This is a genomic window from Vibrio sp. TAP-3B, from assembly GCF_057784735.1.
In genome coordinates, this window is sequence record NZ_CM173496.1 from 545,406 (window position 1) to 570,167 (window position 24,762).

Annotated in this window: 21 protein-coding genes and 1 pseudogene; 12 read left to right on the plus strand and 10 right to left on the minus strand. The window is 44.5% G+C overall.

Annotated elements, in window-relative coordinates:
• Window positions 1–57: 57 nt before the first annotated feature.
• Window positions 58–1,072, plus strand: a pseudogene (gene gefA / locus AC3D28_RS16970) (diguanylate cyclase GefA).
• Between the two features lie 95 nt (window positions 1,073–1,167).
• Here the strand turns inward: gefA and AC3D28_RS16975 are convergent.
• The gene (locus AC3D28_RS16975) at window positions 1,168–1,743 is read right to left on the minus strand and encodes an aldolase/citrate lyase/malate synthase family protein (RefSeq protein ID WP_488536778.1); all 576 of its coding nucleotides are present in this window, start codon (window positions 1,741–1,743) and stop codon (window positions 1,168–1,170) included.
• Window positions 1,744–1,918: 175 nt separating this feature from the next.
• Between AC3D28_RS16975 and AC3D28_RS16980 the strand changes: the two genes are divergently transcribed.
• Window positions 1,919–3,475, plus strand: a complete 1,557-nt coding sequence (locus AC3D28_RS16980) for a DUF3612 domain-containing protein (RefSeq protein ID WP_488536779.1) — start codon at window positions 1,919–1,921, stop codon at window positions 3,473–3,475.
• A 405-nt stretch (window positions 3,476–3,880) separates the two neighbouring features.
• Here AC3D28_RS16980 and AC3D28_RS16985 read toward each other — a convergent pair whose 3' ends face one another.
• The gene (locus AC3D28_RS16985) at window positions 3,881–5,239 is read right to left on the minus strand and encodes a diguanylate cyclase (RefSeq protein ID WP_488536780.1); all 1,359 of its coding nucleotides are present in this window, start codon (window positions 5,237–5,239) and stop codon (window positions 3,881–3,883) included.
• Window positions 5,240–5,371: 132 nt separating this feature from the next.
• Between AC3D28_RS16985 and AC3D28_RS16990 the strand changes: the two genes are divergently transcribed.
• Window positions 5,372–5,980 (plus strand): alpha-ketoglutarate-dependent dioxygenase AlkB family protein, encoded by a 609-nt coding sequence (locus AC3D28_RS16990; protein WP_488536827.1) that lies wholly within the window; start codon window positions 5,372–5,374, stop codon window positions 5,978–5,980.
• A gap of 15 nt (window positions 5,981–5,995) precedes the next feature.
• Here AC3D28_RS16990 and AC3D28_RS16995 read toward each other — a convergent pair whose 3' ends face one another.
• The 3 genes from AC3D28_RS16995 to AC3D28_RS17005 all read right to left on the minus strand — a co-directional run bounded on the left by AC3D28_RS16995 (window position 5,996) and on the right by AC3D28_RS17005 (window position 8,176).
• A complete protein-coding gene (locus AC3D28_RS16995; RefSeq protein WP_098414327.1) occupies window positions 5,996–6,214 on the minus strand; it encodes a VF530 family protein in 219 nt (72 codons plus the stop codon).
• A gap of 80 nt (window positions 6,215–6,294) precedes the next feature.
• Window positions 6,295–6,948, minus strand: coding sequence for an oxygen-insensitive NAD(P)H nitroreductase (gene nfsB / locus AC3D28_RS17000; protein WP_488536781.1), 654 nt, complete (start codon window positions 6,946–6,948; stop codon window positions 6,295–6,297).
• Window positions 6,949–7,018: 70 nt separating this feature from the next.
• Window positions 7,019–8,176, minus strand: coding sequence for a D-alanyl-D-alanine carboxypeptidase family protein (locus AC3D28_RS17005; protein ID WP_488536782.1), 1,158 nt, complete (start codon window positions 8,174–8,176; stop codon window positions 7,019–7,021).
• A gap of 223 nt (window positions 8,177–8,399) precedes the next feature.
• Here AC3D28_RS17005 and AC3D28_RS17010 point away from each other — a divergent pair, with 223 nt between their 5' ends.
• From AC3D28_RS17010 to AC3D28_RS17025, 4 genes are all read left to right on the plus strand, one after another.
• Complete coding sequence (locus AC3D28_RS17010; protein ID WP_488536783.1) at window positions 8,400–9,695, plus strand: alpha/beta fold hydrolase; 1,296 nt, start codon at window positions 8,400–8,402, stop codon at window positions 9,693–9,695.
• 293 nt (window positions 9,696–9,988) lie between these two features.
• On the plus strand, window positions 9,989–10,969 hold the full coding sequence (gene trhO, locus AC3D28_RS17015) for an oxygen-dependent tRNA uridine(34) hydroxylase TrhO (RefSeq protein ID WP_488536784.1): 981 nt from the start codon (window positions 9,989–9,991) through the stop codon (window positions 10,967–10,969).
• A 368-nt stretch (window positions 10,970–11,337) separates the two neighbouring features.
• Window positions 11,338–11,838, plus strand: coding sequence for a fasciclin domain-containing protein (locus tag AC3D28_RS17020; RefSeq protein WP_098414332.1), 501 nt, complete (start codon window positions 11,338–11,340; stop codon window positions 11,836–11,838).
• A gap of 59 nt (window positions 11,839–11,897) precedes the next feature.
• Window positions 11,898–12,587: a flavin reductase family protein gene (locus tag AC3D28_RS17025; RefSeq protein ID WP_488536785.1), complete on the plus strand. Its 690-nt coding sequence runs from the start codon at window positions 11,898–11,900 to the stop codon at window positions 12,585–12,587.
• Between the two features lie 24 nt (window positions 12,588–12,611).
• Here the strand turns inward: AC3D28_RS17025 and AC3D28_RS17030 are convergent, their stop codons facing one another.
• Together AC3D28_RS17030 and AC3D28_RS17035 are read right to left on the minus strand one after the other, a co-directional pair.
• Window positions 12,612–13,484 (minus strand): patatin-like phospholipase family protein, encoded by an 873-nt coding sequence (locus tag AC3D28_RS17030; RefSeq protein ID WP_098414334.1) that lies wholly within the window; start codon window positions 13,482–13,484, stop codon window positions 12,612–12,614.
• A gap of 182 nt (window positions 13,485–13,666) precedes the next feature.
• Window positions 13,667–14,308, minus strand: a complete 642-nt coding sequence (locus AC3D28_RS17035; RefSeq protein ID WP_098414335.1) for a MarC family protein — start codon at window positions 14,306–14,308, stop codon at window positions 13,667–13,669.
• Between the two features lie 195 nt (window positions 14,309–14,503).
• On the opposite strand from AC3D28_RS17035, the gene nfsA reads away from it, so the two are divergent.
• Window positions 14,504–15,226, plus strand: a complete 723-nt coding sequence (nfsA, locus tag AC3D28_RS17040; RefSeq protein WP_488536786.1) for an oxygen-insensitive NADPH nitroreductase — start codon at window positions 14,504–14,506, stop codon at window positions 15,224–15,226.
• Window positions 15,227–15,514: 288 nt separating this feature from the next.
• On the opposite strand, the gene AC3D28_RS17045 is transcribed toward nfsA, so the two are convergent.
• Entirely contained in the window at window positions 15,515–15,820 is a 306-nt protein-coding gene (locus AC3D28_RS17045; RefSeq protein ID WP_488536787.1) for a monooxygenase, read from the minus strand.
• 109 nt (window positions 15,821–15,929) lie between these two features.
• Between AC3D28_RS17045 and AC3D28_RS17050 the strand changes: the two genes are divergently transcribed.
• The 4 genes from AC3D28_RS17050 to AC3D28_RS17065 all read left to right on the plus strand — a co-directional run bounded on the left by AC3D28_RS17050 (window position 15,930) and on the right by AC3D28_RS17065 (window position 19,994).
• Window positions 15,930–16,820 carry a LysR family transcriptional regulator gene (locus AC3D28_RS17050; RefSeq protein ID WP_488536788.1) on the plus strand — a complete coding sequence of 297 codons (891 nt, stop codon included), beginning with the start codon at window positions 15,930–15,932 and terminating at the stop codon, window positions 16,818–16,820.
• Window positions 16,821–17,178: 358 nt separating this feature from the next.
• Complete coding sequence (locus tag AC3D28_RS17055; protein WP_098414339.1) at window positions 17,179–18,483, plus strand: dicarboxylate/amino acid:cation symporter; 1,305 nt, start codon at window positions 17,179–17,181, stop codon at window positions 18,481–18,483.
• Between the two features lie 399 nt (window positions 18,484–18,882).
• A complete protein-coding gene (locus AC3D28_RS17060) occupies window positions 18,883–19,170 on the plus strand; it encodes a hypothetical protein (protein ID WP_488536828.1) in 288 nt (95 codons plus the stop codon).
• Between the two features lie 107 nt (window positions 19,171–19,277).
• The gene (locus AC3D28_RS17065; protein WP_098414341.1) at window positions 19,278–19,994 is read left to right on the plus strand and encodes a DsbA family protein; all 717 of its coding nucleotides are present in this window, start codon (window positions 19,278–19,280) and stop codon (window positions 19,992–19,994) included.
• 114 nt (window positions 19,995–20,108) lie between these two features.
• Here AC3D28_RS17065 and glgB read toward each other — a convergent pair whose 3' ends face one another.
• Both glgB and malQ read right to left on the minus strand, forming a co-directional pair.
• Window positions 20,109–22,304 carry a 1,4-alpha-glucan branching protein GlgB gene (glgB, locus tag AC3D28_RS17070; protein WP_488536829.1) on the minus strand — a complete coding sequence of 732 codons (2,196 nt, stop codon included), beginning with the start codon at window positions 22,302–22,304 and terminating at the stop codon, window positions 20,109–20,111.
• A gap of 275 nt (window positions 22,305–22,579) precedes the next feature.
• Window positions 22,580–24,760, minus strand: a complete 2,181-nt coding sequence (gene malQ, locus AC3D28_RS17075) for a 4-alpha-glucanotransferase (RefSeq protein ID WP_488536789.1) — start codon at window positions 24,758–24,760, stop codon at window positions 22,580–22,582.
• Window positions 24,761–24,762 lie beyond the last annotated feature (2 nt).

Genomic DNA, 24,762 nt, shown 5'->3' on the forward strand with positions numbered 1-24,762 from the left:
ATTGGTTAATATCCGTTAGTCTAAGTCTAATTCTATTTTGCTACTACCATCGCAGAAATGACTGACGAATTTAAAAAATCAACCGCTAACTTAAAGAAAGCGGTGCCACTAATGATCAAAAATCATGTTGCTGCAACGCCAGCCAACTACGCGCTTTGGTATACCTATGTCGACAAAACCATTCCGGCACTTAACTTTGAGTTGGATGCGATTTTGGAAAACTACGGTATTTGCCCACCCGCCACCAATAAGCAGCTATATAACAGCTATGTGGCCGGAAAAGCAGAAACCAGTCTGGAAGATCTGCGTACTAATGTAGAAGTTTTGCTAAACCAAGTATCCCGCTCGATGAACGATACACTTTTAGATACCTCCACTTTTTCCGACATGGTGGACAAAAGCTTCAATAAGCTCGAAAAAGTGGAAGACAGCAGTTTAAGTATTGAAGAGGTCATGGTCGTGATACGTCAGCTGGTGGCTGAATCACACGAAATTCGTCATTCAACTAAGTTTCTGAATAACCAACTGACTAACGCCAGTGAAGAGATTTCCCGCCTCAAAAACCAACTGGCGGATGTGCAAAAAGACGCTTTATTCGATGGTTTAACCAACCTTTACAATCGTCGCGCATTTGACAGTGACTTAGCTTCGTTGGTTGAAGCAAACCAAGCAATGACATTAATAATGCTCGAATATCGACCATTTCAAATTACTTAATGACAATTATGGTCACCTTTTCGGAGATACGGTGCTAAAAGCCATCGCTCGCAGGCTACTGCAAAGTTGCCGGGATGGGATATGTGCGTATCGCTTTGGCGGCGAAGAATTCGCATTCATTATCCCCAATAAGTCACTGCGGATTGCTCGCCAATATGCGGACACACAGCGTCGGATGATAGAGAAGCTACGCATCAGAGATAAACGTTCTGGCACTCAAGTTTACAATATTACTGCGTCTTTTGGTGTGGCGGAATTTGAAGTGGGTGACACACCAGAATCACTGGTGAATAAAGCAGATAAACAACTCTACGAAGCTAAGCAACTCGGCCGAAACCGCGTCATGCCTATCTAACTAAGCTTAAATCCATTTGGCTGCGCATTTTATTTTTCAGAAGCCAAATAACGAAACCCCGTATCTATACGAGGTTGCGTATTAATCGGCGAGTTTTAATCGACGCTATAGCAGTAGCTTAAGACGTAGTCATCCCCGTTTTTTGCTGTGTATTCTTTGTCTTCACTACACGCCATTGGTTTGCCTTTTTTGTCACCTTTCACCAGGCTGATCCAGTGGCGCATTGCGGTCGGTGCGTTCCCTGTCAGTTCCGGACTAAACGTAGTGCGCGTTTCTAATTGAATATCATCTATATCCATCAACTCCACACATCCCGTGCCTTTGTGACAACCAAACATCACTTCTACATGGTTACCTGACTCATCCTTAAACAAAATTGACTTAGGATCTTCTTTTTCACTTGTATACGCGACAAAATGTTTTGGGCTTTGCAGGCCGCTGTGCGTGCCGTCTTTGAAGTAGGCCAACACATGACGGTAATCGATGACGTAACTTGACACATCTTGGTGCGACCCGTTCTCCAATGGGAACATGCGGTCTAGCAGTTGCTTCGCTTTAATTTGCTTCTCACTTTGCTGCTCAGCATTTACCGCTTCGACGGCAAATACAGCTTCAGCGATAAATGGGCGTTGTTGTTGTATCTCTTTTTTATCGAAATTCAGCATATTCATCGTCATATCCTCGCACTTAAAAAACTCGTCCTAGAGTAAAAACTTAATTCCTTTGTTTAAGTTTCAAGCAATTCTGTGAAGTTGATGGTTAATTTCCTTGCCTGCTCAGTATGTAGAATAGCGAAAAATTGACTACAATTTCACAACAAAAATTTTACAATGTGAATTTTACAAAATGTCTGTGTCAAAAAGCCTTATTCGTCAGTCGCACTTTCTTGGTACAAAAATAAGAAACCTAAGAAAGAACAACCATTTAACTATGGAGGATTTATCTACACGTTGTGTAAGGATAAATCCTGAGTACGCGCCTTCGGTTTCCTACCTTTCTATGATTGAACGTGGAAAACGCGTTCCAAGCATCAATATGCTCGAAGTGATCGCGGAAGTTTTTCAAAAAAATCCCGCTTGGTTTTTAGATGATGAGCCCGAATTAGACGCGATAACGCCCAACAAAGGCAATCGCGGTGGGATCAATGGAATGGCGCTGGAGCCTAGTTTTTTGTTTTCTAATGATATTCTCCAAATCGCGATTCCAGAAATGCTGTCTCAAACTGGTATTACGGGACGTCAATTTGCACATTTGTTGATTCGCGCTCATCAGGAAAATCACCAAAACCACTTTCCCGATTTAGAACGAGCCGCAGAAGAAGTCGGTTTAAAGCGTTTGAATTTGTCGGTAGAAGATCTGATCGATATTGCTAAAAGCTTGGGATTGGGTATTCGTTGGATAGACCGCGCTCCACAGGACGTGATTGACGAACTAGGCGTTAATGCTAAGCAGCTGATCACTTCGTTTATGGAACCTCCGGGAACCATATACTTAAACAAACGAATGCGCGATTACCCAACAAGACTAAAGTACGATTTAGCGGTGTATATTGGTCATCGTGTACTACACAGCAGCGATGCAATGAATAATGTTCTGTCTGTTGGCCATCAAAATAACTGGGAACAAATGGACAATTCGGTTTCTAACTCAGAATTAAACTCACAAGATATCTTGCAAGCATGGCGTGATTTTGAGTCCAGCTTCTTTGCGGGCGCATTACTGTGTCCAAAGGTGCCATTCCGCCAACTTTTAGACCGTTCAGGATACGAGATAGACGTCCACAAGAAAGCCGGGGTTTCACCCTCTGTCGCGATGCGTCGTATGACGGTGGTATCACCTTATCCACACTGGCACTACTTTGATGCATATGGACCGGGAAAACTGAAAGCAGTCTATCGTGGCAACGGTATCCCACTTCCTTGGGGCAACATGCGGAAGGTTAACGACCCTTGCCAGCACTGGGCTGTATTTCGACGCTTAGCAGAGCCTCTCGACACCAGCTCTGCGCAAATTTCAATTTTGAATGTGGGCGATGAACCTCGTATTTACTGTTGTGAGTCGGTCAATGTGTTTGATCCTGCCGGAAACAATCGCGTGCTATGTGCAGGAATTGATTTGAACCCGGCCATCTCTGCTCAAGGTGGCGACGCGGTTTCTATCGCGGAAGAGCTCAAATCCCTGTGCGTCGCCTCCGGCGGAAGTAGTGTCATCCCAACACACATCAAAAAAGATTTAACGGTTATCGCTAAAATATTAAATATCAACTGGATAGAACGAGGTATTCAAAGCCAAGCAAGACTCATTTGTTCAAGAGGCGCCGTCTGCCCGAGACAGCCAAGTTGTTATAGTCAGTGCGGTGATGCCGATGAGACGCGAGATGAAGTAAAAATTATTGGTCTCTAAAAAGAAAAAACGCCAATCACAATGATCGTGATTGGCGGTATATAATTGTGAACAATGTGTATTCACTAACAACGTCAGTTGGCTAGGTGACCCTCGGCTTAATAAGGGTCAACATTAGTAAAGCACAATGCGTGCCAACTTTTAAAAGGCTATTTTCACCCGATCTTGATGCATATCGATGCTTTATCGACCAACAATTTCGCAAAATGCTTTTGCAAAATGCAATTTTGCGCAAATATGCTATCTGTCACATTGCTACTAATTAATTTCTCAAGAAAGAACGTCTTTCTCTTTTTCTCTACAACTTAACGCATTAGTGCTCACTCGCGTGTCAATGGCGGCGAAAAGGCTTACATTGATGTAATCCTCTCTTTAAAAGACTGCTTTTATCCCCTAAGTAAGGTCTTATTCGCCACCGTGTTTTTGTTGGTACATTCTCTCATCAGCTATTTTCATCATTTGTTCTGGAGACAACATCTCCGGATCAAATAGCGCGTATCCAATACTGCTGCGCAAATAAATGAAGGTTTCATCATAAATCACTGGCGTCGAACACAACGCCAACCTGATCTTCTGCAATAAGAATTGAACATTGTCTTTCGTTCCTGGATTATGGACCATCACCAAAAACTCATCCCCCCCCATCCGAGCAACAATATCAGACTTACGCAACGTGCTTTGAATCCTTTCTGCTGTTGCAATCAAAACCTTATCGCCAGCATCATGACCGTAGGTATCGTTAATGTATTTAAACCTATCGAGGTCAATATTGATTAACGCAAAACTGTAACGCTTTTTATAACGTTTCGCGATTTCGAATTGCAGTTTGTAGTATTTCATAAAATAGCGACGGTTCGGTAGCTGCGTCAGTTCATCGTGCAGTGCACGATCATCGGCAATACTATATAAGCGGTAGATGACGATAAGTGCCACGCTCAATATAAACACCACGGGATAACCGATTGTTCTTGCCAAATAAAGTTGATGCCAAGGTGCTTGAGTACCTAATTCAGTACCAGAAGAAACCGTCATCAGCCACCCTCCATAAGGAAGTTGGACGATGGCTTTTGCGTAGGTAGCTTCAGCTTGATGTTTTGTTCCAAAGAAAATGTCGCCAAATGTACCACGGCTATCATAACTACGAATCATCAATGGGTAGCGATAAGCGAAGTCCATGACACCGGTTTCTCGCATCAGCGCATCAAAGTCTATAACCGCATTAATGACTCCCCAGTAGTCGTTATTCAAAGGGGGGTCAAGGAAAACAGGCACATGTGCAATCAGTCCCTCGCCGCCTTGGACCAAAGTGATAGGCCCAGCAATTAAGATGCCTTGTATCTCTTTGGCTTTTTGCACCTGTCCCCACTGCTGTGGCACAGTGCGGTAGTCTAGTCCTTTTACCCGTTCATTCCCCTCAAACGGAAAAACATGATTGACGACATCATTTTCTGCAATACCAATAACCGAAATATGTTCGCTTTCTCCTAAAATACGATTAGCGGCAATCGTTAACTCGCTTTCTTGACTGTCTGGCAACAAGGTGATCAATGTGGCTAGCGTGCTTATTTTATACATATCTGCCATAAGTGCCGCTTCCAAATTGGCACGGAGGGTAAAGAGCTGTTCCTTAGCTTCAACGTGAGTTCGCTCTTGGTAAAGCGCCTGCTGGTTTCGATGAAGCAGTTCAATAACCCCGACACACAAAGCGAAAAAAGTGAGAAAAAACAATGCAAAATAGTATTTTTTCCTGGGTGGATAATGCATATATTCTCCACTGCTCGTATAACATTACGAAAATTTTTATGTATTGTTAAAATTGTTATTATTATAAGAATAACCAATCATTATAAAAAAGTAATACTGCTTGGTTATTTTTAGACATTAAATAGAGGGATGATGAAACAACAAGGCGACTTATTTACAGGCACTCAATGGCAGGAAGTTAACAGAGGTAAACTCTACTACGACCCTAATTTTCTTAGTCACTTAGAAGCCAACCAGTACTTTGAACAGCTTCGAGAAACACTCCCTTGGCAGCAGGAACGCATCACTATGTTTGGGAGGTCAGTTCTTCAACCACGCTTACAAGCGTGGCACGGCGACGCCACCTATACTTATTCCGGCCTGACAATGCAGCCTCATCCTTGGACACCAGAGTTATACCAACTTAAAGCGCGCTGTGAATCTATTGCAGACGCCCACTTTAATTCAGTACTCGCGAATTTATATCGGAACGGACAAGACTCAATGGGCTGGCATCAAGATAATGAGCCAGAACTTGGGCGAAACCCGGTGATCGCCTCTTTGAACTTAGGCGATACACGTCGATTTCTACTGAGAGATTTACATTGTAAAACCGAGATAGAGTTCGAGCTTTCTCACGGGTCGTTATTAATTATGGCAGGAGAACTCCAACACCATTGGAAACACAGCGTACCTAAAACGGCAAAACAGAAAGACGAGCGCATCAATTTGACTTTCAGACAAATTAATACGCTCGATTAATTTCAAATTCTTCGCTTAACAAAAAGTCTCGACATACAAGGCTTCCACCTTGTCTCTCGCCCACTGGGTCTTACGCAAAAACTTAAGCGACGACTTGATGGACGGATCTTTCTTAAAGCAGTTGACTCGAATGCGTTCATACAGACCATTCCAACCAAAGTGCTCGACTAGACGGGTGACGATTTTTTCTAAACTCAACCCATGCAGTGGGTTATTAGGCTGTTCGTTGTTCATGATGTTAATCCGATAATGGTACCAAATTGCGGGCTAATCTAACTCAAACCGATACAGCCGCCTAATCTTTTTGAAGAGCATTAGATCTCGGTGAATACCGTTTCTGCGTCCCAGCGAGATTTTGGTGTTTTCGCATTAAAGTCATCTTCTGCATGGTAACCCAACGGTACGACCACAACACTGGTGTAACCCTTTTCGCGCAAACCAAACTCTTCATCAAGAACCTTAGGATCAAACCCCTCAATCGGCACAGCGTCGAACCCTAATGCTGAAGCACCCAGCAACACCGTGCCCAAATTGAGATAAACCTGTTTCTCCATCCAGTGATTGGCATCTTTTAAGTCAAAGCGGTGCAGATTGACGAAGTAGCGACGGCCACCGCGTACGGCTGCTTTTGCGTCTTCTGTGGGGAACCGACCATCTTGCTCTTCTTGAGCCAATAGCGCTTCCATATAATCGTTGTCGATACCAGTTTTTGCGCAAAAAACTAAAACGTGTGAAGCATTAAGAATTTTCGCAGCGTTGAAAGCGTAGTTCTCTTGTGCCGCTTTCGCGATACGTTGCTTTCCTTCTTCTGTACTTGCCAGAATGCAATGCCAAGGTTGGGAGTTGACACTCGATGGACTAAAACGAATCAGCTCTTTGACAGCATCGATTTTTTCTTGTGCCAGCTTGCGGGTTGGGTCAAACACTTTCGTTGAGTAACGAGATTTTGCAGCTTGTACGATATCCATGAGGTTCTCCAGTTAATGAGTTTAAGCTAATTAACAGGATAACCTCATAAGACAAATGGAAAAACCGATTTCAGTTAAAAAACGACGTCACCCATAACACCAGACTATCCCAAATCTGGCCAAACCAAGCGCCTTCCTCAACCACTTGGTTACTAACCAGTGGGTAACTGGCTACGGTATTGCCGTCGTCTTTCCATAATACTTTACCAATCTCATCACCTTGCGCGATGGGCGCGAACAGCGGCTCATTCAAAACCACGCTCTTGTCGAGCCTTGCTGTCATTGCACGAGGTAATGTTAAGTAGACATCGCTGGCAAATATCGCTTCGACCTCTTTGGTATCACCTTTCCAAACACGGACTTTTGACTCTACCTGTCCCTGTTTTGCCACCAGCTTGGTATCGTAAAAACGAAAACCATAACTCAATAAGTTCTTCGACTGGCTTGCACGTGACTGTTTACTTGGCGTTCCCATCACAACAGAGATTAAGCGCATCTTGCCTTCTTTCGCTGAACTCACCAAACTGTATCCGGCATTGCTGGTATAGCCAGTTTTTCCGCCATCCACATCGATTGAGTTGTCCCACAGCAGCTTGTTGCGGTTATATTGAGTAATGTCGTTCCACTTGAACACTTTTTCACTGTAAAGCGCGTAAACGTCCGGTACATCGTTGATGATCGCTTGCATGAGCTTCGCCATGTCGTTCGGTGAGGTTTGAATACCTTCACTATCTAAACCGTGTGAGTTGACAAAGTATGTGTCTTGCAATCCAAGCTTTTCTGCCCAGCCATTCATCAGCGCCACAAAGCCACGCTCACTCCCTGCGACGTGCTCAGCAAGAGCAACACACGCATCGTTACCGGATTGAATGATCACTCCGCGCATTAAATTCGCGACGTTGATTTCATCTTTCGGTTTGATAAACATTTTGGAAGAACCGGGGAACTTCGCTGACCACGCATTTTCACTAATGGTTACAATATCCTCCCAAGTTAGCCGACCTGCTTTGATTTCTTGCCCTACCACATAGGCTGTCATCAACTTAGTCAAACTCGCCGGAGCTAATGCTGCTCGCCCGTTCTGTTCTGCGATAATAGCACCAGACTGAAAGTCCATCAGCACATAGCCCTGTGCATTTAATTGAGGTGGGTTCGGCGTAACGACAGCAAAGGTGGGCACGCTTACGAGACAAGTTACGATTATCCATCGAGCCAGTGACACTTCCATCTAACTTCCTCCATGATTGGCACTGCACTTTTTAACAACTCTATATTGAGCATAGCGCACTCAATCAGTTGCACCAGTCGCTAATCGTTTCATTTTCTTGAACTTACGTAGAGTCTACGCGAATGTCATCACCATAAAATGGGGCATAAATAACATTGGTTATAACCCTCAACAGCAGTAAAGTAACGGGTTAAAGGTCCCCAATAAGGAAATAAAGATAATAATGAACGCTCAATCATTTATCGATGCTGGATTGCACTACACCCCGCATACGTTTACCGTCCCTCTGGATCACCAAAACCCCCACAAAGGCAGCATTGAAGTTTTTGCTCGCGCCATTTGCTTAGTTGGCGATGAAAAGTCAGAAAAGCCTTGGCTCGTCTACTTTCAAGGTGGACCTGGCTTTCCTGCACCACGCCAAAACGGCAATAACGGCTGGGTAAAGCGTGCGCTACAAGATCACCGAGTTCTGCTACTCGATCAACGCGGCACAGGCAACAGCTCGGCGATTAATCATCAAACGTTAGCACATTTAACACCACACCAGCAGGCCGAATATTTGAGCCACTTTAGAGCGGATAATATCGTTCGTGATGCCGAGTTTATCCGTCAGCAGTTTGGGGTCGAAAAGTGGGCAATTTTAGGTCAGAGTTTTGGTGGTTTTTGTTCACTCACCTATTTATCCATGTTCCCTGACCGTTTGCTACAAAGCTATATTACGGGCGGCGTGCCATCTGTCTCGCGTCATCCTGACGATGTGTATCAGGCAACGTTTAAACGTACAATGGAGAAGAACCAAGCATTCTTTAAGCAATTTCCGAAAGCTCAACAGCTTTGCCAAAGCATCGCTGATCACTTGTTGGAAAATGAAGAATCTCTACCAAATGGTCAGCGCTTCACGGTAGAGCAGTTCCAACAAATTGGGATTAATTTTGGCGTCAGTGACTCTTTCCTCCCAACGTATTACTGGCTCGAAAGCGCACTTATCGAAGTAAATGGCAAACCTCAATTGCGTTATGACTTCCTCAACGACATGTTGACGCAGCAAAGCGTCCAAACCAACCCAATTTACGCCATTTTGCATGAGTCGATTTATTGCCAGAGCTTTGCCTCCAACTGGAGCGCACATCGTATTCGTCAAGCACACCCTGAGTTTAACTATGAACCAGGCAAGCCGTTCTACTTTACAGGCGAAATGGTCTTCCCGTGGATGTTCGAGCAATACCTCAACCTTAAACCACTGAAGGAAGCGGCAGAAATTCTGGCAAGAAAGGAAGACTGGCCTGCGTTGTACGACCAATCGCAATTGGCACAGAATAAAGTGCCCGTGAGCTGCGCCGTTTACGCGGACGACATGTTTGTGGAAATGGACATTAGTCGAGAAACATTAACCCTTATGCCAAATTCAACAGCGTGGATCACCAACGAGTACGAACATAATGGTTTACGGGTTGATGGTGAGCGAGTCCTCGATAAGCTCATCACGATGGGCAAGCAAACCGCAGCAACATTAAAATAGCATTCACCCCTTTGTAATAAAAATGCCTCTTTATGATGAATGGGAGGTTTTTTTATTCGCTCGAATACGGCGTACTCACTCAGGAAGCACGTCTTTTTTCATCGGTTTTTGGTTAAAATTTGAAGACATACCATTATCGCGACCGATACTATCTGTTGCCTTGAGTACGCAAGGCGGGAACTCACGATAATATCCGCAAAATTTGTCGGTATTTCCGACTAGTCTAGTCAGGTATACTCCGAGCCGCTAAAATTTCAAGGTCATCGACCACCTGTTTTAATAAAGGAAATCTCATGAGTCAGTATGTAGTTTGTGCGCTGTACAAGTTTGTAGAACTGAACAACTATCAAGAACTACGCGAGCCATTACTTGCATTGATGGAAGAGCATCATATTCGTGGCACTTTACTTCTGGCCAGCGAAGGCATTAACGGCACTGTCGCGTCTGACCGTGCGGGTATCGATATCTTAATAGGATGGTTAAATGCAGAGCCTCGCCTAGCAGGCACGGTTTATAAAGAGTCATTAGCGGACACTCAGCCATTTAACCGTACCAAAGTAAAACTCAAGAAAGAGATCGTCACCTTAGGCGTCGAAGGCATCGATCCTCGCCACGTTGTTGGCACTTATGTGAAGCCGAAAGACTGGAACGATCTGATTGCCGATCCTGAAGTATTTGTTGTGGATACTCGTAATGATTACGAAATAGAAATCGGCACATTCAAACGCGCGGTAAATCCAAATACTGAAACATTCCGCGAGTTCCCAGACTACGTCAAAGAAAACATGGATCCGGAAAAACACAAAAAAGTGGCGATGTTCTGCACTGGCGGCATCCGCTGCGAAAAGTCAACCGCTTACATGAAAGAGCAAGGTTTTGACGAAGTGTATCACTTAGAGGGCGGTATCCTTAAATATCTTGAGGAAGTGCCACAAGAAGAAAGCTTATGGAAAGGTGATTGCTACGTCTTTGATGGCCGTGTTGCGGTCAACCACCAGCTTGAAAAAGCAGACTATGACTTGTGTAACGCTTGCCGGTTGCCAATCACAGAAGCAGATAAGCAGTCTGAACTTTACGAACAAGGCGTCAGCTGCCCGAAATGTCATGGAACCCATTCTGAAGAACAAATCACTCGTTTCCGTGAGCGCGAAAAGCAAATTGCTTTAGCAGAGCAGCGAGGCGAGCAGCACGTCGGTGGTGAAAGCGCGAAGCAGCGTGAATCACGACGTATCGCCAAACTGGCACAAAAAGCCGCGCAGCGTCAACAAGACTAAGCCCAATGTCACTTCAAGGCGAGCTGCGCAGGTCGCTCGCCTCTCCTCCAGTCTTTGCTCAATGTCGTTGAGTATCTCGCAGCAATACCCGAATAAAAACTCGAACGCGATGACCGTTTTTTTTCCGGAGATGCTTGAGAGCACTTCCGATCCCATTCCATCTCAATATTGAATAAGCCTAATATTTCCTCATCGGAAGTTGGGCTCAACGGTTCATTGACACGCCACCAACAAACCAAATGGTAAAGTTACGCACACAACCACTAAAAAAAACCAACCCCGTTGATCATCTTTCACTTACAACGCGTATAACCCAAGACATTTTACAGGGATCAAGCCGTACCCATAACACTCAAAGGGAACACATTATGTTGAAACGAATCTTGATTATCACTGCAACTTTAGCTGCAACCTTATCTTTCCTGCTTCCAGTTAAAGCGTACGAGAATGGAATGATGAAAGCTGATATTGTTGATGTCGCCGTAGAAAATGGCTCATTCAATACGCTCGTCGCTGCCGTCAAAGCGGCTGATTTGGTTGAAACACTCAAAGGTGAAGGTCCCTTTACCCTCTTTGCTCCTACAGATGATGCCTTCGCGAAGCTCCCTGAAGGGACTTTAGAGATGCTCCTACTGCCTGAAAATAAAGACAAGTTGGTGTCTATTTTGACCTATCACGTGGTACCCGGAAAAGTCATGGCAGCGGACGTTGTCAAACTTAACAAAGCAACCACAGTGCAAGGGCAAGATGTGATGATCAAAACCATGGGTGAAAACGTGATGGTTAACAATGCCACGGTAACGGCAACCGATGTAAAAGCTAAAAATGGTGTGATTCATGTGATTGATGAAGTGATGATGCCAAAATAATACAAGCGACAATCAAGGCGGCGAAAGCCGCCCTTTTTAAGTTTAAGGATTTTATGGCTATGGAAAGCGTCACCCTTTCAAAGCGCGATATCCAAGCGATGGAACAGCGACACCGGACTCGGCTTATTAATTCTTTGGCGGGGTATAAAAGCGCCAATCTTATCGGGACGCGTGACCAACAAGGGCAAGAGAATCTCTCAGTAGTGAGTTCCGTGGTTCACTTAGGCTCTAACCCACCTCTATTCGGCTTTATTGTCCGTCCACGCAAGAGTCGTAGACACACGCTAGATAACATCCTCGAAACCAAACATTTCACCATCAATGCCATAAGTGCAGACTTTGTGCAACAAGCACATCAAACTTCAGCGCGCTATCCAAAACAAATTTCTGAATTTGACTCAGTAGGTCTCACACCTTATTACGACAATATCTTTCCCGCTCCCTTTGTATTCGAAAGTACCTTGAAAATGGGATTAGTTTTGACAGAACACATCAAAATAGAAAGCAACCAGACTGAAATGATCATCGGTGAAGTTCTGACGGTGCACGCGCCTGAACGCGCTATCATGCCAGATGGCTACCTTGATTTAGAAGTTTTGGATTTAGTTACCATTTCCGGACTCGATAGTTATCATCAAACGCAACGATTGTATCGCTTGAGTTACGCAAAACCGAATACGCGCCTATTCCCCTTAACTCACCAGGGAGAGCCATCGACATGGGCTGATTTTGAAGTCGTACAGGATTAATTCACTCCATCAACCGCCAAGTGATTAAATGCACAAGTGAGCGTTTTCTGGCTCTAAGCTATGTCTCTCCGTAAGGCTGGCAAGATGTGCTCGCCCTGCAATCAACCCCATCTCATAACCTTCAAGTAACACAGGCATTCTCATGGTTAAGCGCTGTACGTGGAAGTTTTCCGGCGGCGCAATCACCCGGATGTGCGTTTCTGGTGGTGGGTTACGAATAAACTCTAACGACTCATTATAGTTATCAGCACGTTGTAGCATTGCTTCTGCCATTTTTGGGTGTTCTGCAAATAGCTTTTTCATCAACCATGTGGTCTTAACTGGCTTTTTAGCATAACTCAGCGGTTGTGAAAGTACGACGGTGATGTCACGAGCGCCTCGACGATAGGCTTCACGAACCGGAATAGAGTCGGCAACACCACCATCGGTATAGCAACCACCCGAGAAACAAGGAGTACGTTTATACGCTATCGGTAACGCGGTTGTCGCTTCAATCGCATGGTGGAAATTATCACGCGTAACCCGATAATAATCCGCCTTCCCTGTCTCTACATTCGTCGTAGTGGCAAAAAAGGGAATACCATCAAACAGTTTGTTTTCATCAACCGGATACAAACGATTAGACTCTTCAAACAGCCACTTTACGTCAATCAAATCGCCTCCTTTGACGAAGCGCGCTGGGTCAAAAAAGCGTTTACTGGTAGCAAGTTTGGTGATGATATTGATGCTGCGATGTGGGTAGTCGGTCAGATAACCAATTAAATTCGAGGCACCAGCCGATACGCCAATAGCAAAATCAAACGGTTTATAGCTCTGCTCTAAAAACGCATCTAAAACCCCACTGGCGAAGACACCTCGCATCGCGCCACCTTCCACTACAATTGCTTTTGTTGCCATACTCCCCTCCCCCCATTATCAGTGCAAAAAAGAATAATGAAATTCGTGCAATCACAACAATGGATTATTCTTATTATTTGAATAGGTAACGTCTATTTATTTCTGATTTCTCAAATGCAAACTAACGCTCACGACGTTCAAGCAATGAGACTACATAAGTGTGCATTTTTAGGAAGTGAAATTTAAGCGAAAACGGTTTTGTAGGCTTCGCCCGCGCCATCAATGAACATTTGCGTACCAATCACCGCTAAGATCAATCCCATCATTTTTGTCACAACGTTCAAAGCACTTGGTCCAATCGCTTTGACCAGTTTGTCTCCAAACAAAAACAGTATATAGGTAATAACGCAGAGCACTGCAAATGAAACAATGGTTATAATGGTTGGATAAAACCCGCCCGTTGTCGCGAAGTTCATCGCTGTCGCTATCGTCCCAGGGCCTGCTAATATTGGCATCGCAAGTGGCGAGACCGCAATACTCAATGCCGCTTTCTGCTGAGCGGGAGAATAAGCCTTCTCTTTGGTTTTTTGGTGAGTCGAGTCTCCTTGAAGCATATTAAAGCCGATCAGAAACACCAAAATACCACCCGTTATTCGCAAGGCGTATAAAGTGATGCCGAATAAGTCAAAAATTAATTTGCCAGCGATTGCAAAGACCGCAACGATGATGAAGGCAATAAAGACAGATCGAAGCGCAATAGAACGCACCGTTTCTCTATCCTCATCGGCAGTTAAACTCAAAAAGATAGGAATATTCGCTATTGGGTTCATGATAGCAAAAAAACCCATAAACACCGTAACGGTATGGAGGATAAGTTCTTTCATATTTAATACTGCTGTAAATGATTGATTCTAAAAATAGTATATACCTCTCAACGGGAATCAACGCGACTTCTTCTGTCTCTTATTCAAACTTATGCTCTCAAGCACAGTTTTTCTTGTGAGATAGTTTACCCACCCATTAAATATCGCTAAGGTAAGTTCCAGCCTTCAAAACATAACAAGGGATGTTAAGTCATCATGAACAGTACGATTCAAACGATGCTCAACCACCGTTCTATTCGACAATTTACCTCTCAATCTATCGACAAAACACAACTGGAAACCATTATTCAAGCTGGTCTTGCTGCGTCATCGTCAAGTATGCTGCAAGTCGTCTCAATTATCCGGGTCACCGATAAAGAAAAACGAACACGATTAGCCCAATATGCAGGCAATCAGGGCTACGTTGAAAGTGCCGCCGAATTTCTAGTGTTCTGCATTGATTATCAACGCCACACCACCATTAACCCTGATGTTCAAGCGGATTTCACAGAGTTAACTCTGATTGGTGCGGTAGACGCCGGTATCATGGCACAAAACTGTTTGCTGGCTGCAGAATCAATGGGGTTAGGTGGAGTGTACATCGGCGGGTTAAGAAACCGTGCTCAAGAAGTGGACGAGTTATTAGGCTTGCCTAAAAATACCGCTATCTTATTTGGCATGTGTCTTGGTCACCCAGACCAAAGTCCTGAAGTAAAACCACGCTTACCTGCACATACAGTCGTACATGATAATCAATATCAGGCCCTAAATTTGGATGATATTCAAAATTACGACCAAACGATGCACCGCTACTATGCACACCGTTCGAGTAATCAAAAACAAAGTACATGGTCGCAGGAGGTGACAACTAAGCTTTCTGGCGAATCTCGGCCGCACATTCTGCCGTACTTAAATAGTAAAGGCTTAGCAAAAAGATAAATCTCTCATAAACGCAGAATCAACAGGCCTCTGAAAGCTAATACCGCTCGGCTAAAAGCAAATTGCTCAGTTGAACACGGCATACATCGTTCGAACTCCGAGTGTTTAAACACTCGGATTTCTTTATAAACATTTCAACAACTCTCAATATCGTCAGTGACTAGAACTCTCGTCAAATCAATACTCTGTCAGACTGACTTATACTAAAGTATCTACCCTAACCAATGATAACCGAGCCGATGTCAAAGCAGTATCCGTATTAAGCCCGCTCCGCTTAAGTGAACAGTATTACTTAATAGGAGCGTGATTAATGGTGCTTAATGGCAGATTGATATCAAATAACTGACTACGAACCTCTTCTATCCCCATGCTTTTTAATCTTGCTGTGTGCATGTCCAAATAGGCTTGCGCTGTTGTGTCATCTTCAAAAAGATAGATGCCTCCAGCTAATTGATCTTTTTCATTCTCTGTCCAAAACTTCCAAATCATTCCCGGCTCTTGGTTAATAGATTGAGCAAGCTCAGCCAACGCATTCGACATTTCTTCCCCAAATGGGCCATGAAATTTAAAATCTACTTGCAATAACTTAGCCATCTTGAATCTCCTCTTGTTCATTGACTCGCTTTTGATGAGCGATTATTACCTTTATAAAACTGACAATAAAGTTCATAATCTTGCCATTATTTGTCTAAAATACTGACACATGAGACTTAAAACGACCTTAGAGCAGTGGCAAACATTACGAGCGATTGAGCAGGAAGGCAGCATTCAATCGGCGGCAATTTTGCTCAATAAAAGCCATACCACGCTGATCTATTCTGTGAGAAAGCTAGAAGACCAACTGGGCATTCAGTTGATTGAAGTAAAAGGCCGGAAGGCGGGTTTAACCGAACACGGCAAAACCATATTGCGCCGAGCTCAATCCATGCTTGAGCAAGCCCGCGAGTTGGAAATGATCAGCGAGCAGTTAAGTAGTGGAGTGGAATCTCAAATCACGGTCGCGATGGATCACTTATGCAATCCTAATTGGCTTTACACACCACTCAGCCAGTTTCTAAAACAAAACAGTACCACTTCGGTTCAAGTGGTTGAAACTTCATTGAGTAAGACTACCGAGATGGTTGTCAATGAACGTGCCGATATTGCAATCATTAACCTACCAATCACCAACTATCCCGCTGAAGCCTTTGGGACAACGACGATGGTTCCCGTGATTGCCGGACATCATCCATTAGCTAAGCACGCACACCTCTCCATCGATGACTTTTCCACCACCAGCCAAATCGTCGTACGTGACTTGGGAGGCTCAGATGAGACGAAAAGAGACGTGGGTTGGCTGCGCGCTCGTCAACGTATTACGGTCGATAATTTCGATCACGCTTTTCGCGCCGTCGAACAAGGGGTGGGATTTTGTCGTCTACCACAACATTTACTCGCACATCGCCAAAACGACAACATCCAAGTACTGAAATTAGAATACTCTAATCAATATCAAGTAGCATTACATCTGACTTTGCCAAAAGGAGCAAAAACTGGGCCGGCGGCTTTGGCGCTTTATCACACGTTACTAAAAAGTGCAGACACACGACTCTAGTTTGAACATCGTCAAGCCACACCCTATAGAAAGAGAACCAACTATTTAAAGATCGCATAAACTTTAACTAATTATGCAAAAATCGACGCTCTCACCAACGGTATGCACTCCATCTCTTATTCAGTTGCACTGTAATTAATTATATTCCATTAGTTGTATGTTCGATAAAAATGTTAAATTACAAACTTTTTAACCAAGCAATTGGTTAAAATTTAGTTAAAATTCCACTTTCTATAGTGACAGGGTTCACATCTATTAACCATTCAGAGGATTATTCTTTCGTATTTTTCCACTCCGCTGCTAATCTGCAGCCCGCCTTGAAGTGAGCTCAGGGTGCATAACTATAAGGAGTGTTCTCATGAATACCAAGAAACCGATGTCGCTTACCAGCCGTGTCATTTTGGGTATGGTAGCGGGTGTCTTAACAGGGTTTGCAATTCGCACACTTTTTGCCGACAACGGATTTGTCGACGCATACATTGTTAATGGATTATTTGAAGTTGGTGGCCAAATATTCGTAGCCAGCTTAAAAATGCTAGTCGTTCCCCTAGTATTTGTTTCACTGGTTTGTGGTACTAGCTCTCTAAAAGACCTTTCAACATTAGGTCGTATGGGTGGCAAAACCCTAGCTTTCTATATAACAACCACCGCCATCGCGATTACACTTGCGCTTACGATGGGGACGTTATTCCAGCCCGGCGCTGGCGCAGACCTAACGGCTGCAAGTTCATTCAAATCAGCAGAAGCGCCATCTTTGGGTCAAGTGATCATCGATATGTTCCCAACTAACCCAATCAGCGCTATGGCAGAAGGTAAAACACTGCAAGTTATCGTGTTTGCCGTATTATTCGGTATCGCAATCAGTGCTGCAGGAAAGCCGGGCGAACGTATTGCTGGATTCTTCTCTGATCTGAATGAAGTGATCATGAAACTAGTCGCGATCCTGATGAACCTAGCACCTTACGGTGTGTTCTTCTTAATGGCGAAACTATTTAGTGGTCTTGGCCTAGGCGCGATCGTAAATCTAGCGGAGTACTTCTTAGTCCTTGCTGGTACACTCGTTCTACATGGTCTTGTGACGTACAGCTTAATGTTAAAGGGCCTTACTGGTTTAAACCCAATTACGTTCCTACGTAAAATGGAAGATGCGATCATGTTTGCTTTTTCAACGGCATCATCCAACGCAACCATTCCAGTAACCATGGAAACCGCAAAACATCGTATGGGGGTTGAAAACCGCGTATCGTCGTTCACTGTGCCTCTTGGGGCAACCGTGAACATGGACGGCACTGCAATCATGCAAGGTGTGGCGACCGCGTTTATTGCTCAAGCATTCAACATCGACCTTACGATGGGCGATTACTTAATGGTTATCATGACAGCAACCTTAGCATCTATCGGTACTGCCGGTGTTCCTGGTGTTGGCTTAGTTATGCTAGCAATGGTACTAAACCAAGTAGGCCTACCGCTTGAAGGCATCGCTCTTATTATGGGTGTTGACCGTCTTCTCGATATGATTCGTACCGCCGTCAACATTACTGGTGACAGTGCGGTAACGGTAATCATAGCGAAGTCAGAAGGCGCATTGGATGAAGCTCGCTTCAACGACCCACAGGCAGGCGCAACCGAGGAAGAAGTGCACCTGAAACGCGCTAACGTCTAAATCGCTACCCGATTAGATTACCCTGTCTCAAAAAGCCCCGATAAAGCGTCGGGGCTTTTTTGAGCAATAAGCTTCATTACTCCGCAACAGAACCTAACTTCTCTCGAGCTTGAGCCTCATGTTCTTTGGTAATGGCACGACCTACTGCGTTCCAGTTGATGTTAATTGATAGCTCACATACTGCTTAGTCCACTCTCGGCAACGTCTAGGACCAGTTTCATGCTTTGTAATGATTGAACTCTATTAACCTAAAAGTGACACTAAAACAGTGCAATATAGGTTAAGATTGTCCGGTCATATAAAATCGGCTTAACTTGCTATCAGTATTAGGAAAACCCGTTGTTACGATCACCGCCAAAACTAGCCAAATGGACACTCGCACTTGTGCTGTGGGTGACGATGGTTTGTTTAAGCCAAAATTCAGGTTTTTCTCAGACTTGTTCCACACCAAATCACACGGTTAGCCAACAGGAAGCCGGAAAACAGATATCTCCGCAATGTGATCTCTCTGAAAAGTTAGTTCAAGCGCATCAGAACCACTTCGATCATGTTATTGTTCCGTTATTGCTATTCACCGTATTCTTAACTTTAGCGATTAGCTCAAGGGCGCTCGCCTATCTCGATAATACAGAGCCAATACCTGAGAAATATCGGGTACACCTAAAACTGTGCGTGTTTAGAGAATAAACCCGTCACAGTCGGATTGTAATATCCGACTAAGTTTGCATGAATCTGTTCGCTCATATCGATTCACTAACAGGAATCAATTCATACTTAAAGTTTTAGGAAATACTATGAAATTTACACGTGCACTTTTAACTGTCGCTCTTACTGTTGTGCCAATGTTCTCATTCGCTGCTGAAACAACATCGGCAAAAAAACTGGAAGAAATCAATCAGCTGCTTAAAGAAAACCCTCAGATCCTAGACGCACTACACCAAAACCTGCAGGAATACATTGCCTACCAACAATCGTTTGGTGACACCTTGGTAGAGGTTCACAACTATTTAAATGACGGTAAGCACTCTTCATTTGGGGCAGAGAATCCAGAATTGACCATTATTAACGTCACAGACTACAGCTGCCCATTTTGTAAGCGTTTAGAGGGGGAGTTGGTTAAGGTTGAAAAGAAATATCCACAGATAAAAGTACTAAACCTTTACGTGCCGTTCAAAGAAACGTACGAAAAAAATGGGTATAACTCGGCAAGTTACGCACTGAATGTTTGGCAAAATCAGCGCGAGAAGTATGACCAAGTTCATGATCTCTTGATTAAAAAACCTAGTGCACACGACGCCCTTTCTTTACAGAAAATCGCGAAGAAAACCAATACAGAAGCACTGCTTGTCGATGATAAAGACACCAAAGCGCTATTGGATAAAAACTACGAATACTTCACCCGATTAGGCTTGCGTGGCACCCCTGCTCTGATCATTAATGATCAAGTCATTCCAGGTTATGTACCCTTCGAAGAGCTTGAGAAAGTTCTTGACCAAGAATTAGCGAATTAACTCACCCAAGCCCTTCTCTGACGCATCAAGGAACGATAAGTCTTCAAGATAAATACTTGGTCAAAAAAAGCCCGATTTACAATGTAAAGCGGGCTTTTCCCTCATTAGTATTAACTATTTCATTAACTTGTAGAACACGGTCGAAAGTGGTGGTAAGCGAAGCTGAAGCGATTGAGGTAATGATTCACTTTCAACATCTTCTGTTTCTACACTCGCTAGTACTTCAAACCCGCTACCGTAATATTTGCCATCATCGGTGTTAAGCAGCAGCTCGTATTTGCCTTCGATCGGTACGCCTAAGCGAAAGTGCTCGTGAGGGACTGGGGTAAAGTTACTGATAACTAAAATGCGTTCACCATTTTGGCTAATACGTTCGTGAGCAAGGATACTTGCATCCGCTTCATCTTGCAGTCGCCACTCAAAACCTGCAGGTACACAATCTTGATCGTGCATTGCGGCTTCGTTACGGTACAGACCGTTTAAATCACGACTCAGCTTTTGGACCCCTTGATGACGCTCATAGTCTAGTAAGAACCATTGCAATTGATCATCGTGGTTCCACTCCGCTGTTTGACCAATTTCTGCACCCATGAAGTTCAGCTTTTTACCCGGCTGACCATACATATAACCATAGTAAGCACGCAAGTTAGCCGTTTGCTGCCACTCATCACCTGGCATCTTATTATGGATAGATCCTTTACCATACACGACTTCATCGTGAGACAGAGGGAGTACGTAGTTCTCACTATGTGCATAAACAAGCGGGAACGTGATGGTATTGTGATGGTACTTGCGGTGAACAGGGTCTTCTTGGATGTAAGCAAGACTGTCATGCATCCAACCCATATTCCACTTAAAGCCAAAGCCTAAACCGCCCATAAAGGTAGGCGCGGATACACCGGGGAATGCTGTAGACTCCTCCGCAATCGTCATTGCGTTAGGGAAGTGCTTATACACTTCTTCGTTCATCCACTTCAGCGTTGCAATGGCATCATAATTTTCGTTACCACCATCAACGTTTGGTATCCATTGGTCATGACTACGCGAGTAATTGAGGTAAAGCATTGAAGCCACGGCATCCACGCGGATCCCATCGATATGAAATTGCTCAAACCAATACAAGGCATTCGACACAAGGAAGCGACGTACATGCTCACGGCCCAAATCATAAATATAGGAGTCCCAGTCTTGGTGCCAACCGCGACGCGGATCGGGATCGTGGAATAGTGGGGTTCCGTCAAAATTGGCAAGGCCGTGATCATCCGATGGGAAGTGCGCAGGCACCCAATCGAGCACAACCCCAAGACCCGCTTGGTGACACGCATCCACGAAGAATTTAAAATCATCAGGAGAACCAAAGCGGCTAGTTGGAGCGAACAAACCCACGGGTTGATAACCCCAAGAGCCATAAAATGGATGCTCAGAAACCGGCATCAACTCAACATGGGTATACCCCATGTCCACTAAGTATGGAATCAACTGCTCTGCTAATTCACGATAGTTTAGAAAGTCTCCATTCTCGTTTCGCTTCCAAGACCCAGCATGCAATTCATAAAACGACAACGCTTCATCACGTTTCTGCGTTACTGGACGGTTTTGCCATTTAGCATCTTGCCATTGGTAACGTTTGTGGTCATACGTGATTGAGGCAAAGGAAGGGTATTGCTCTGAATAGAACCCCCAAGGGTCTTGTTTATGAGGAAGCCCTTCCCCATTTGGTCCCTTGAGCTCAAATTTATACTGTACGCCTTCTTCTAACCCTGGAATAAACAACCCCCAAACACCATAATCAAGGCGCTGCATCGGGTGACGGCGGCCGTCCCACTGGTTAAAACAACCGATTAAACTCACGGCAGAGGCATGTGGTGCATAAACAAGGAATCGAACCCCAGAGATATTCTCGCCACCACGTTCAAGCGTCACAAAATGTGCGCCCATGTAATGGTACATCTCTTTCGGCGTATGTAGGTGTTCATATTCTTGATAAATATTATGGTACTGGTATGGATCATCGATGATCTGTTCAACACCATTCCAGTCAATAGCCAAGCGATAATGCGTCAGATGTAAATCGTGCTTTTCTTTTAAGATGAAGCCGCTATCACCATCACGCTCAAGCGTCATACGAGGCAGGCCATCAACCATTAGCTCAACCTTATCTGCACCAGGCATCCAAACACGTAACGCATCTTCGCCATCATCAATGAATGGACCCAGTGTTGCAAACGGGTCTGAGTAAGCCGCCTCAGCAAGTAGTTCGTATGCGCGTTCGTGTTTTTGATTGATTTTCTTTGTTTTGGTGGTTTTCAAATCTTTCTCCCTAGAACCAATATCCTTTTCAAGACCATCGGTCTTAATCAAACATTGTTTTTCCACAGCCAACGTTGTGCACTCACAACAGACGCCGCTTAAACGTTTTTCAAGCGAGTCAAAAAACAAAAATGCCCGCTATTGTTGCGGGCATAATAACGGTACTTCATCCTAACGGATTGTGCTTGTTCAATGAGTGACCTATACGGTACTTTCGTACCTCTGAGCTGAGAAAACTATTTCTTCATTCAATCACCTAAGTCACATCACCCATTTTACTTACTTGCTTGTGTACGTACATCAGTTAGGCGTTTAGCGATACGATTTACATCTTCACGACTGAAAATTTCATCAAGATTCATCGACAGTTTACGACGCCAGTTTGGGTACTCATCAACCGTGCCCGGAATATTGACCGGCTGGTCCATTTCTAGCCAGTCTTCAAGCTGAACACTAAGTAGCGCAGAATTACCCGCCGCCACATGCAGCTGAAGAGCTTCACTCAAGTGCGAATCCATTGGTACGTACTGTGCGTCATGACCAATGCCTTCTGGTAAGTAACCGTGCCAGCGAACGCTGTCTAAAATACCTTGCTTACATTTCAGACGGTCGGCAAACAAGCTTTCTAACTGCTCTTCATCAGGGTATAAGCCGATTTCACGTCCCATCTTTAAATCATCACAATGCCAAAAACCACGCAGCGTTGGCATGTCGTGTGTACATAATGCTGCCATTGACTGTTCTGCATAATGCTTAGGTGAAATAAAGCCGCCATCATTTTTTGATGTTTCGAAAAAGAACACTTTATAAGAATGAACCCCAGCATCACGAAGAATATCCACGATTTCATCTGGCACTGTGCCCAAATCTTCACCGATAACCGAGCACTGGTAACGATGTGACTCAAGCGCTAGAATCGCTAGCATGTCTTTGACTGGGTAGTAAAGATACGCGCCTTCTGTCGCCTTCTTGCCTTTGGGAACCCACCACAGGCGCAATAGACCAAGTACATGATCAATACGCAACGCGCCACAATGCTTCATATTGGCACGGAGTAGTTTGATGTACGCATCGTAACCCGACGCTTCTAACATATGTGGATTAAGCGGTGGTAAGCCCCAGTTTTGACCAAGCGGGCCAAGCACATCCGGCGGCGCACCGATGCTAGCGTCGAGAACTAAGTTACCCTCGTCAGCCCAAGTTTCGCTACCAGAATCTGCCACACCGACGGCAAGATCTCGATAGATACCAACCGACATGCCTTTTTCTTCAGCGAGCGCTTGTGCTTCTTTGATTTGGGCGTCTGCAATCCACTGTAAGTACATGTACAAGTGCACACGATCTTTCTTGTCGCGAATGTATTTCTGAGTCCCCGCAGCATCAAAAGTACGGTACTTTTCTGGGAAGACTGGCCAACCCCACATATTTGAGTCTTCTGCATGCAAATCTGCATGCAGTGCGTCAAATGCCGCTTGATGTAATAAACTGTCACCGCCCTTCTCGACAAAATCTAAAAATGCGCGCGCGCGATCTGTATTTTTGTCTAGATGGCGAGCTTTGAATTCGCTAAATAAGCGTGGCAGAACACTCATTTTGAGCTCGGAGACTTCGGTGTAATTTACCCAATGGGCATCACGTACTTTTTGTAATCGTTGTTGGAACTCTGCACTACCAACCTGTTGTTGCGCTTCTGCACTGAGCGCGAACTCAGGTACAGAGCTCACATCGATATACATGATGTTTAACCAACGTCGAGAAGATGGGCTGTATGGGCTCGCACCTTCTGGATTAGCAGGAAACAGGGAGTGAATCGGGTTTAAACCAATGAAGTCACCGCCACGAGAGGCGATGTCACTCACCAATTGCTTAAGGTCGCCAAAATCACCGATACCCCAATTATGCTGAGTACGCAGTGTGTAAAGCTGAATGCTAGGACCCCAAAGCTTTTTGTGTTGGCTAAGAGCGGCTTGTTTAAAACAAGCTTTCGGTGTGATAATCAGCGACATTTCGTAAGGTGTTTTACGGCGCTTACGGCTGACTATTAATTTATGATAACCCCATGCCAAGTTTTTTGGCAATGCAAACACTAGAGGGCCACCCTCAGCACGCTCATCACGAACAATTTGGGATTGAAGATAGCCTTCAAGTACCTCTCCTTGTTCTGTCTCTAAACGCCAGCTGAATTCACTCTCACGAGCACTCGTACCTAGGTTTAGTTCCACTTCAACTGGTTCGCCGTCGCGTAAAACAAGAACAGGGGCTAGTACGTCTTTTTTATGTTTTTTTTCAGCAGAAGCCAATAGTTTTTCATCGCTGCTAGTATCGTAGCCGAGTGAAGTAAGCAAGTAGCGTAGCGTCTCTTCAGAAACTTTTGCCTCGTCTCCCCAAGCACTGACATAGCTATCAGCCAATCTCGCTATTTCCGCGACTTTCTTTAATGCTGTTTGTTCTTTCATCG

Excerpts from the sequence above, each read along its gene's own strand:
- AC3D28_RS17005 (WP_488536782.1), bottom strand. The coding sequence starts at position 8,176 with ATGGAAGTGTCACTGGCTCGATGGATAATCGTAACTTGTCTCGTAAGC.
- AC3D28_RS16980 (WP_488536779.1), top strand. The coding sequence starts at position 1,919 with ATGTCTGTGTCAAAAAGCCTTATTCGTCAGTCGCACTTTCTTGGTACA.
- AC3D28_RS17045 (WP_488536787.1), bottom strand. The coding sequence starts at position 15,820 with ATGGCTAAGTTATTGCAAGTAGATTTTAAATTTCATGGCCCATTTGGG.
- nfsB (WP_488536781.1), bottom strand. The coding sequence starts at position 6,948 with ATGGATATCGTACAAGCTGCAAAATCTCGTTACTCAACGAAAGTGTTT.
- AC3D28_RS17025 (WP_488536785.1), top strand. The coding sequence starts at position 11,898 with ATGGAAAGCGTCACCCTTTCAAAGCGCGATATCCAAGCGATGGAACAG.
- AC3D28_RS17055 (WP_098414339.1), top strand. The coding sequence starts at position 17,179 with ATGAATACCAAGAAACCGATGTCGCTTACCAGCCGTGTCATTTTGGGT.
- AC3D28_RS16985 (WP_488536780.1), bottom strand. The coding sequence starts at position 5,239 with ATGCATTATCCACCCAGGAAAAAATACTATTTTGCATTGTTTTTTCTC.
- AC3D28_RS17050 (WP_488536788.1), top strand. The coding sequence starts at position 15,930 with ATGAGACTTAAAACGACCTTAGAGCAGTGGCAAACATTACGAGCGATT.
- AC3D28_RS16995 (WP_098414327.1), bottom strand. The coding sequence starts at position 6,214 with ATGAACAACGAACAGCCTAATAACCCACTGCATGGGTTGAGTTTAGAA.
- AC3D28_RS17030 (WP_098414334.1), bottom strand. The coding sequence starts at position 13,484 with ATGGCAACAAAAGCAATTGTAGTGGAAGGTGGCGCGATGCGAGGTGTC.
- AC3D28_RS17020 (WP_098414332.1), top strand. The coding sequence starts at position 11,338 with ATGTTGAAACGAATCTTGATTATCACTGCAACTTTAGCTGCAACCTTA.
- nfsA (WP_488536786.1), top strand. The coding sequence starts at position 14,504 with ATGAACAGTACGATTCAAACGATGCTCAACCACCGTTCTATTCGACAA.
- AC3D28_RS17060 (WP_488536828.1), top strand. The coding sequence starts at position 18,883 with ATGGTTTGTTTAAGCCAAAATTCAGGTTTTTCTCAGACTTGTTCCACA.
- trhO (WP_488536784.1), top strand. The coding sequence starts at position 9,989 with ATGAGTCAGTATGTAGTTTGTGCGCTGTACAAGTTTGTAGAACTGAAC.
- AC3D28_RS17035 (WP_098414335.1), bottom strand. The coding sequence starts at position 14,308 with ATGAAAGAACTTATCCTCCATACCGTTACGGTGTTTATGGGTTTTTTT.
- AC3D28_RS16990 (WP_488536827.1), top strand. The coding sequence starts at position 5,372 with ATGAAACAACAAGGCGACTTATTTACAGGCACTCAATGGCAGGAAGTT.
- AC3D28_RS17065 (WP_098414341.1), top strand. The coding sequence starts at position 19,278 with ATGAAATTTACACGTGCACTTTTAACTGTCGCTCTTACTGTTGTGCCA.
- AC3D28_RS16975 (WP_488536778.1), bottom strand. The coding sequence starts at position 1,743 with ATGAATATGCTGAATTTCGATAAAAAAGAGATACAACAACAACGCCCA.
- AC3D28_RS17010 (WP_488536783.1), top strand. The coding sequence starts at position 8,400 with ATGAACGCTCAATCATTTATCGATGCTGGATTGCACTACACCCCGCAT.
- malQ (WP_488536789.1), bottom strand. The coding sequence starts at position 24,760 with ATGAAAGAACAAACAGCATTAAAGAAAGTCGCGGAAATAGCGAGATTG.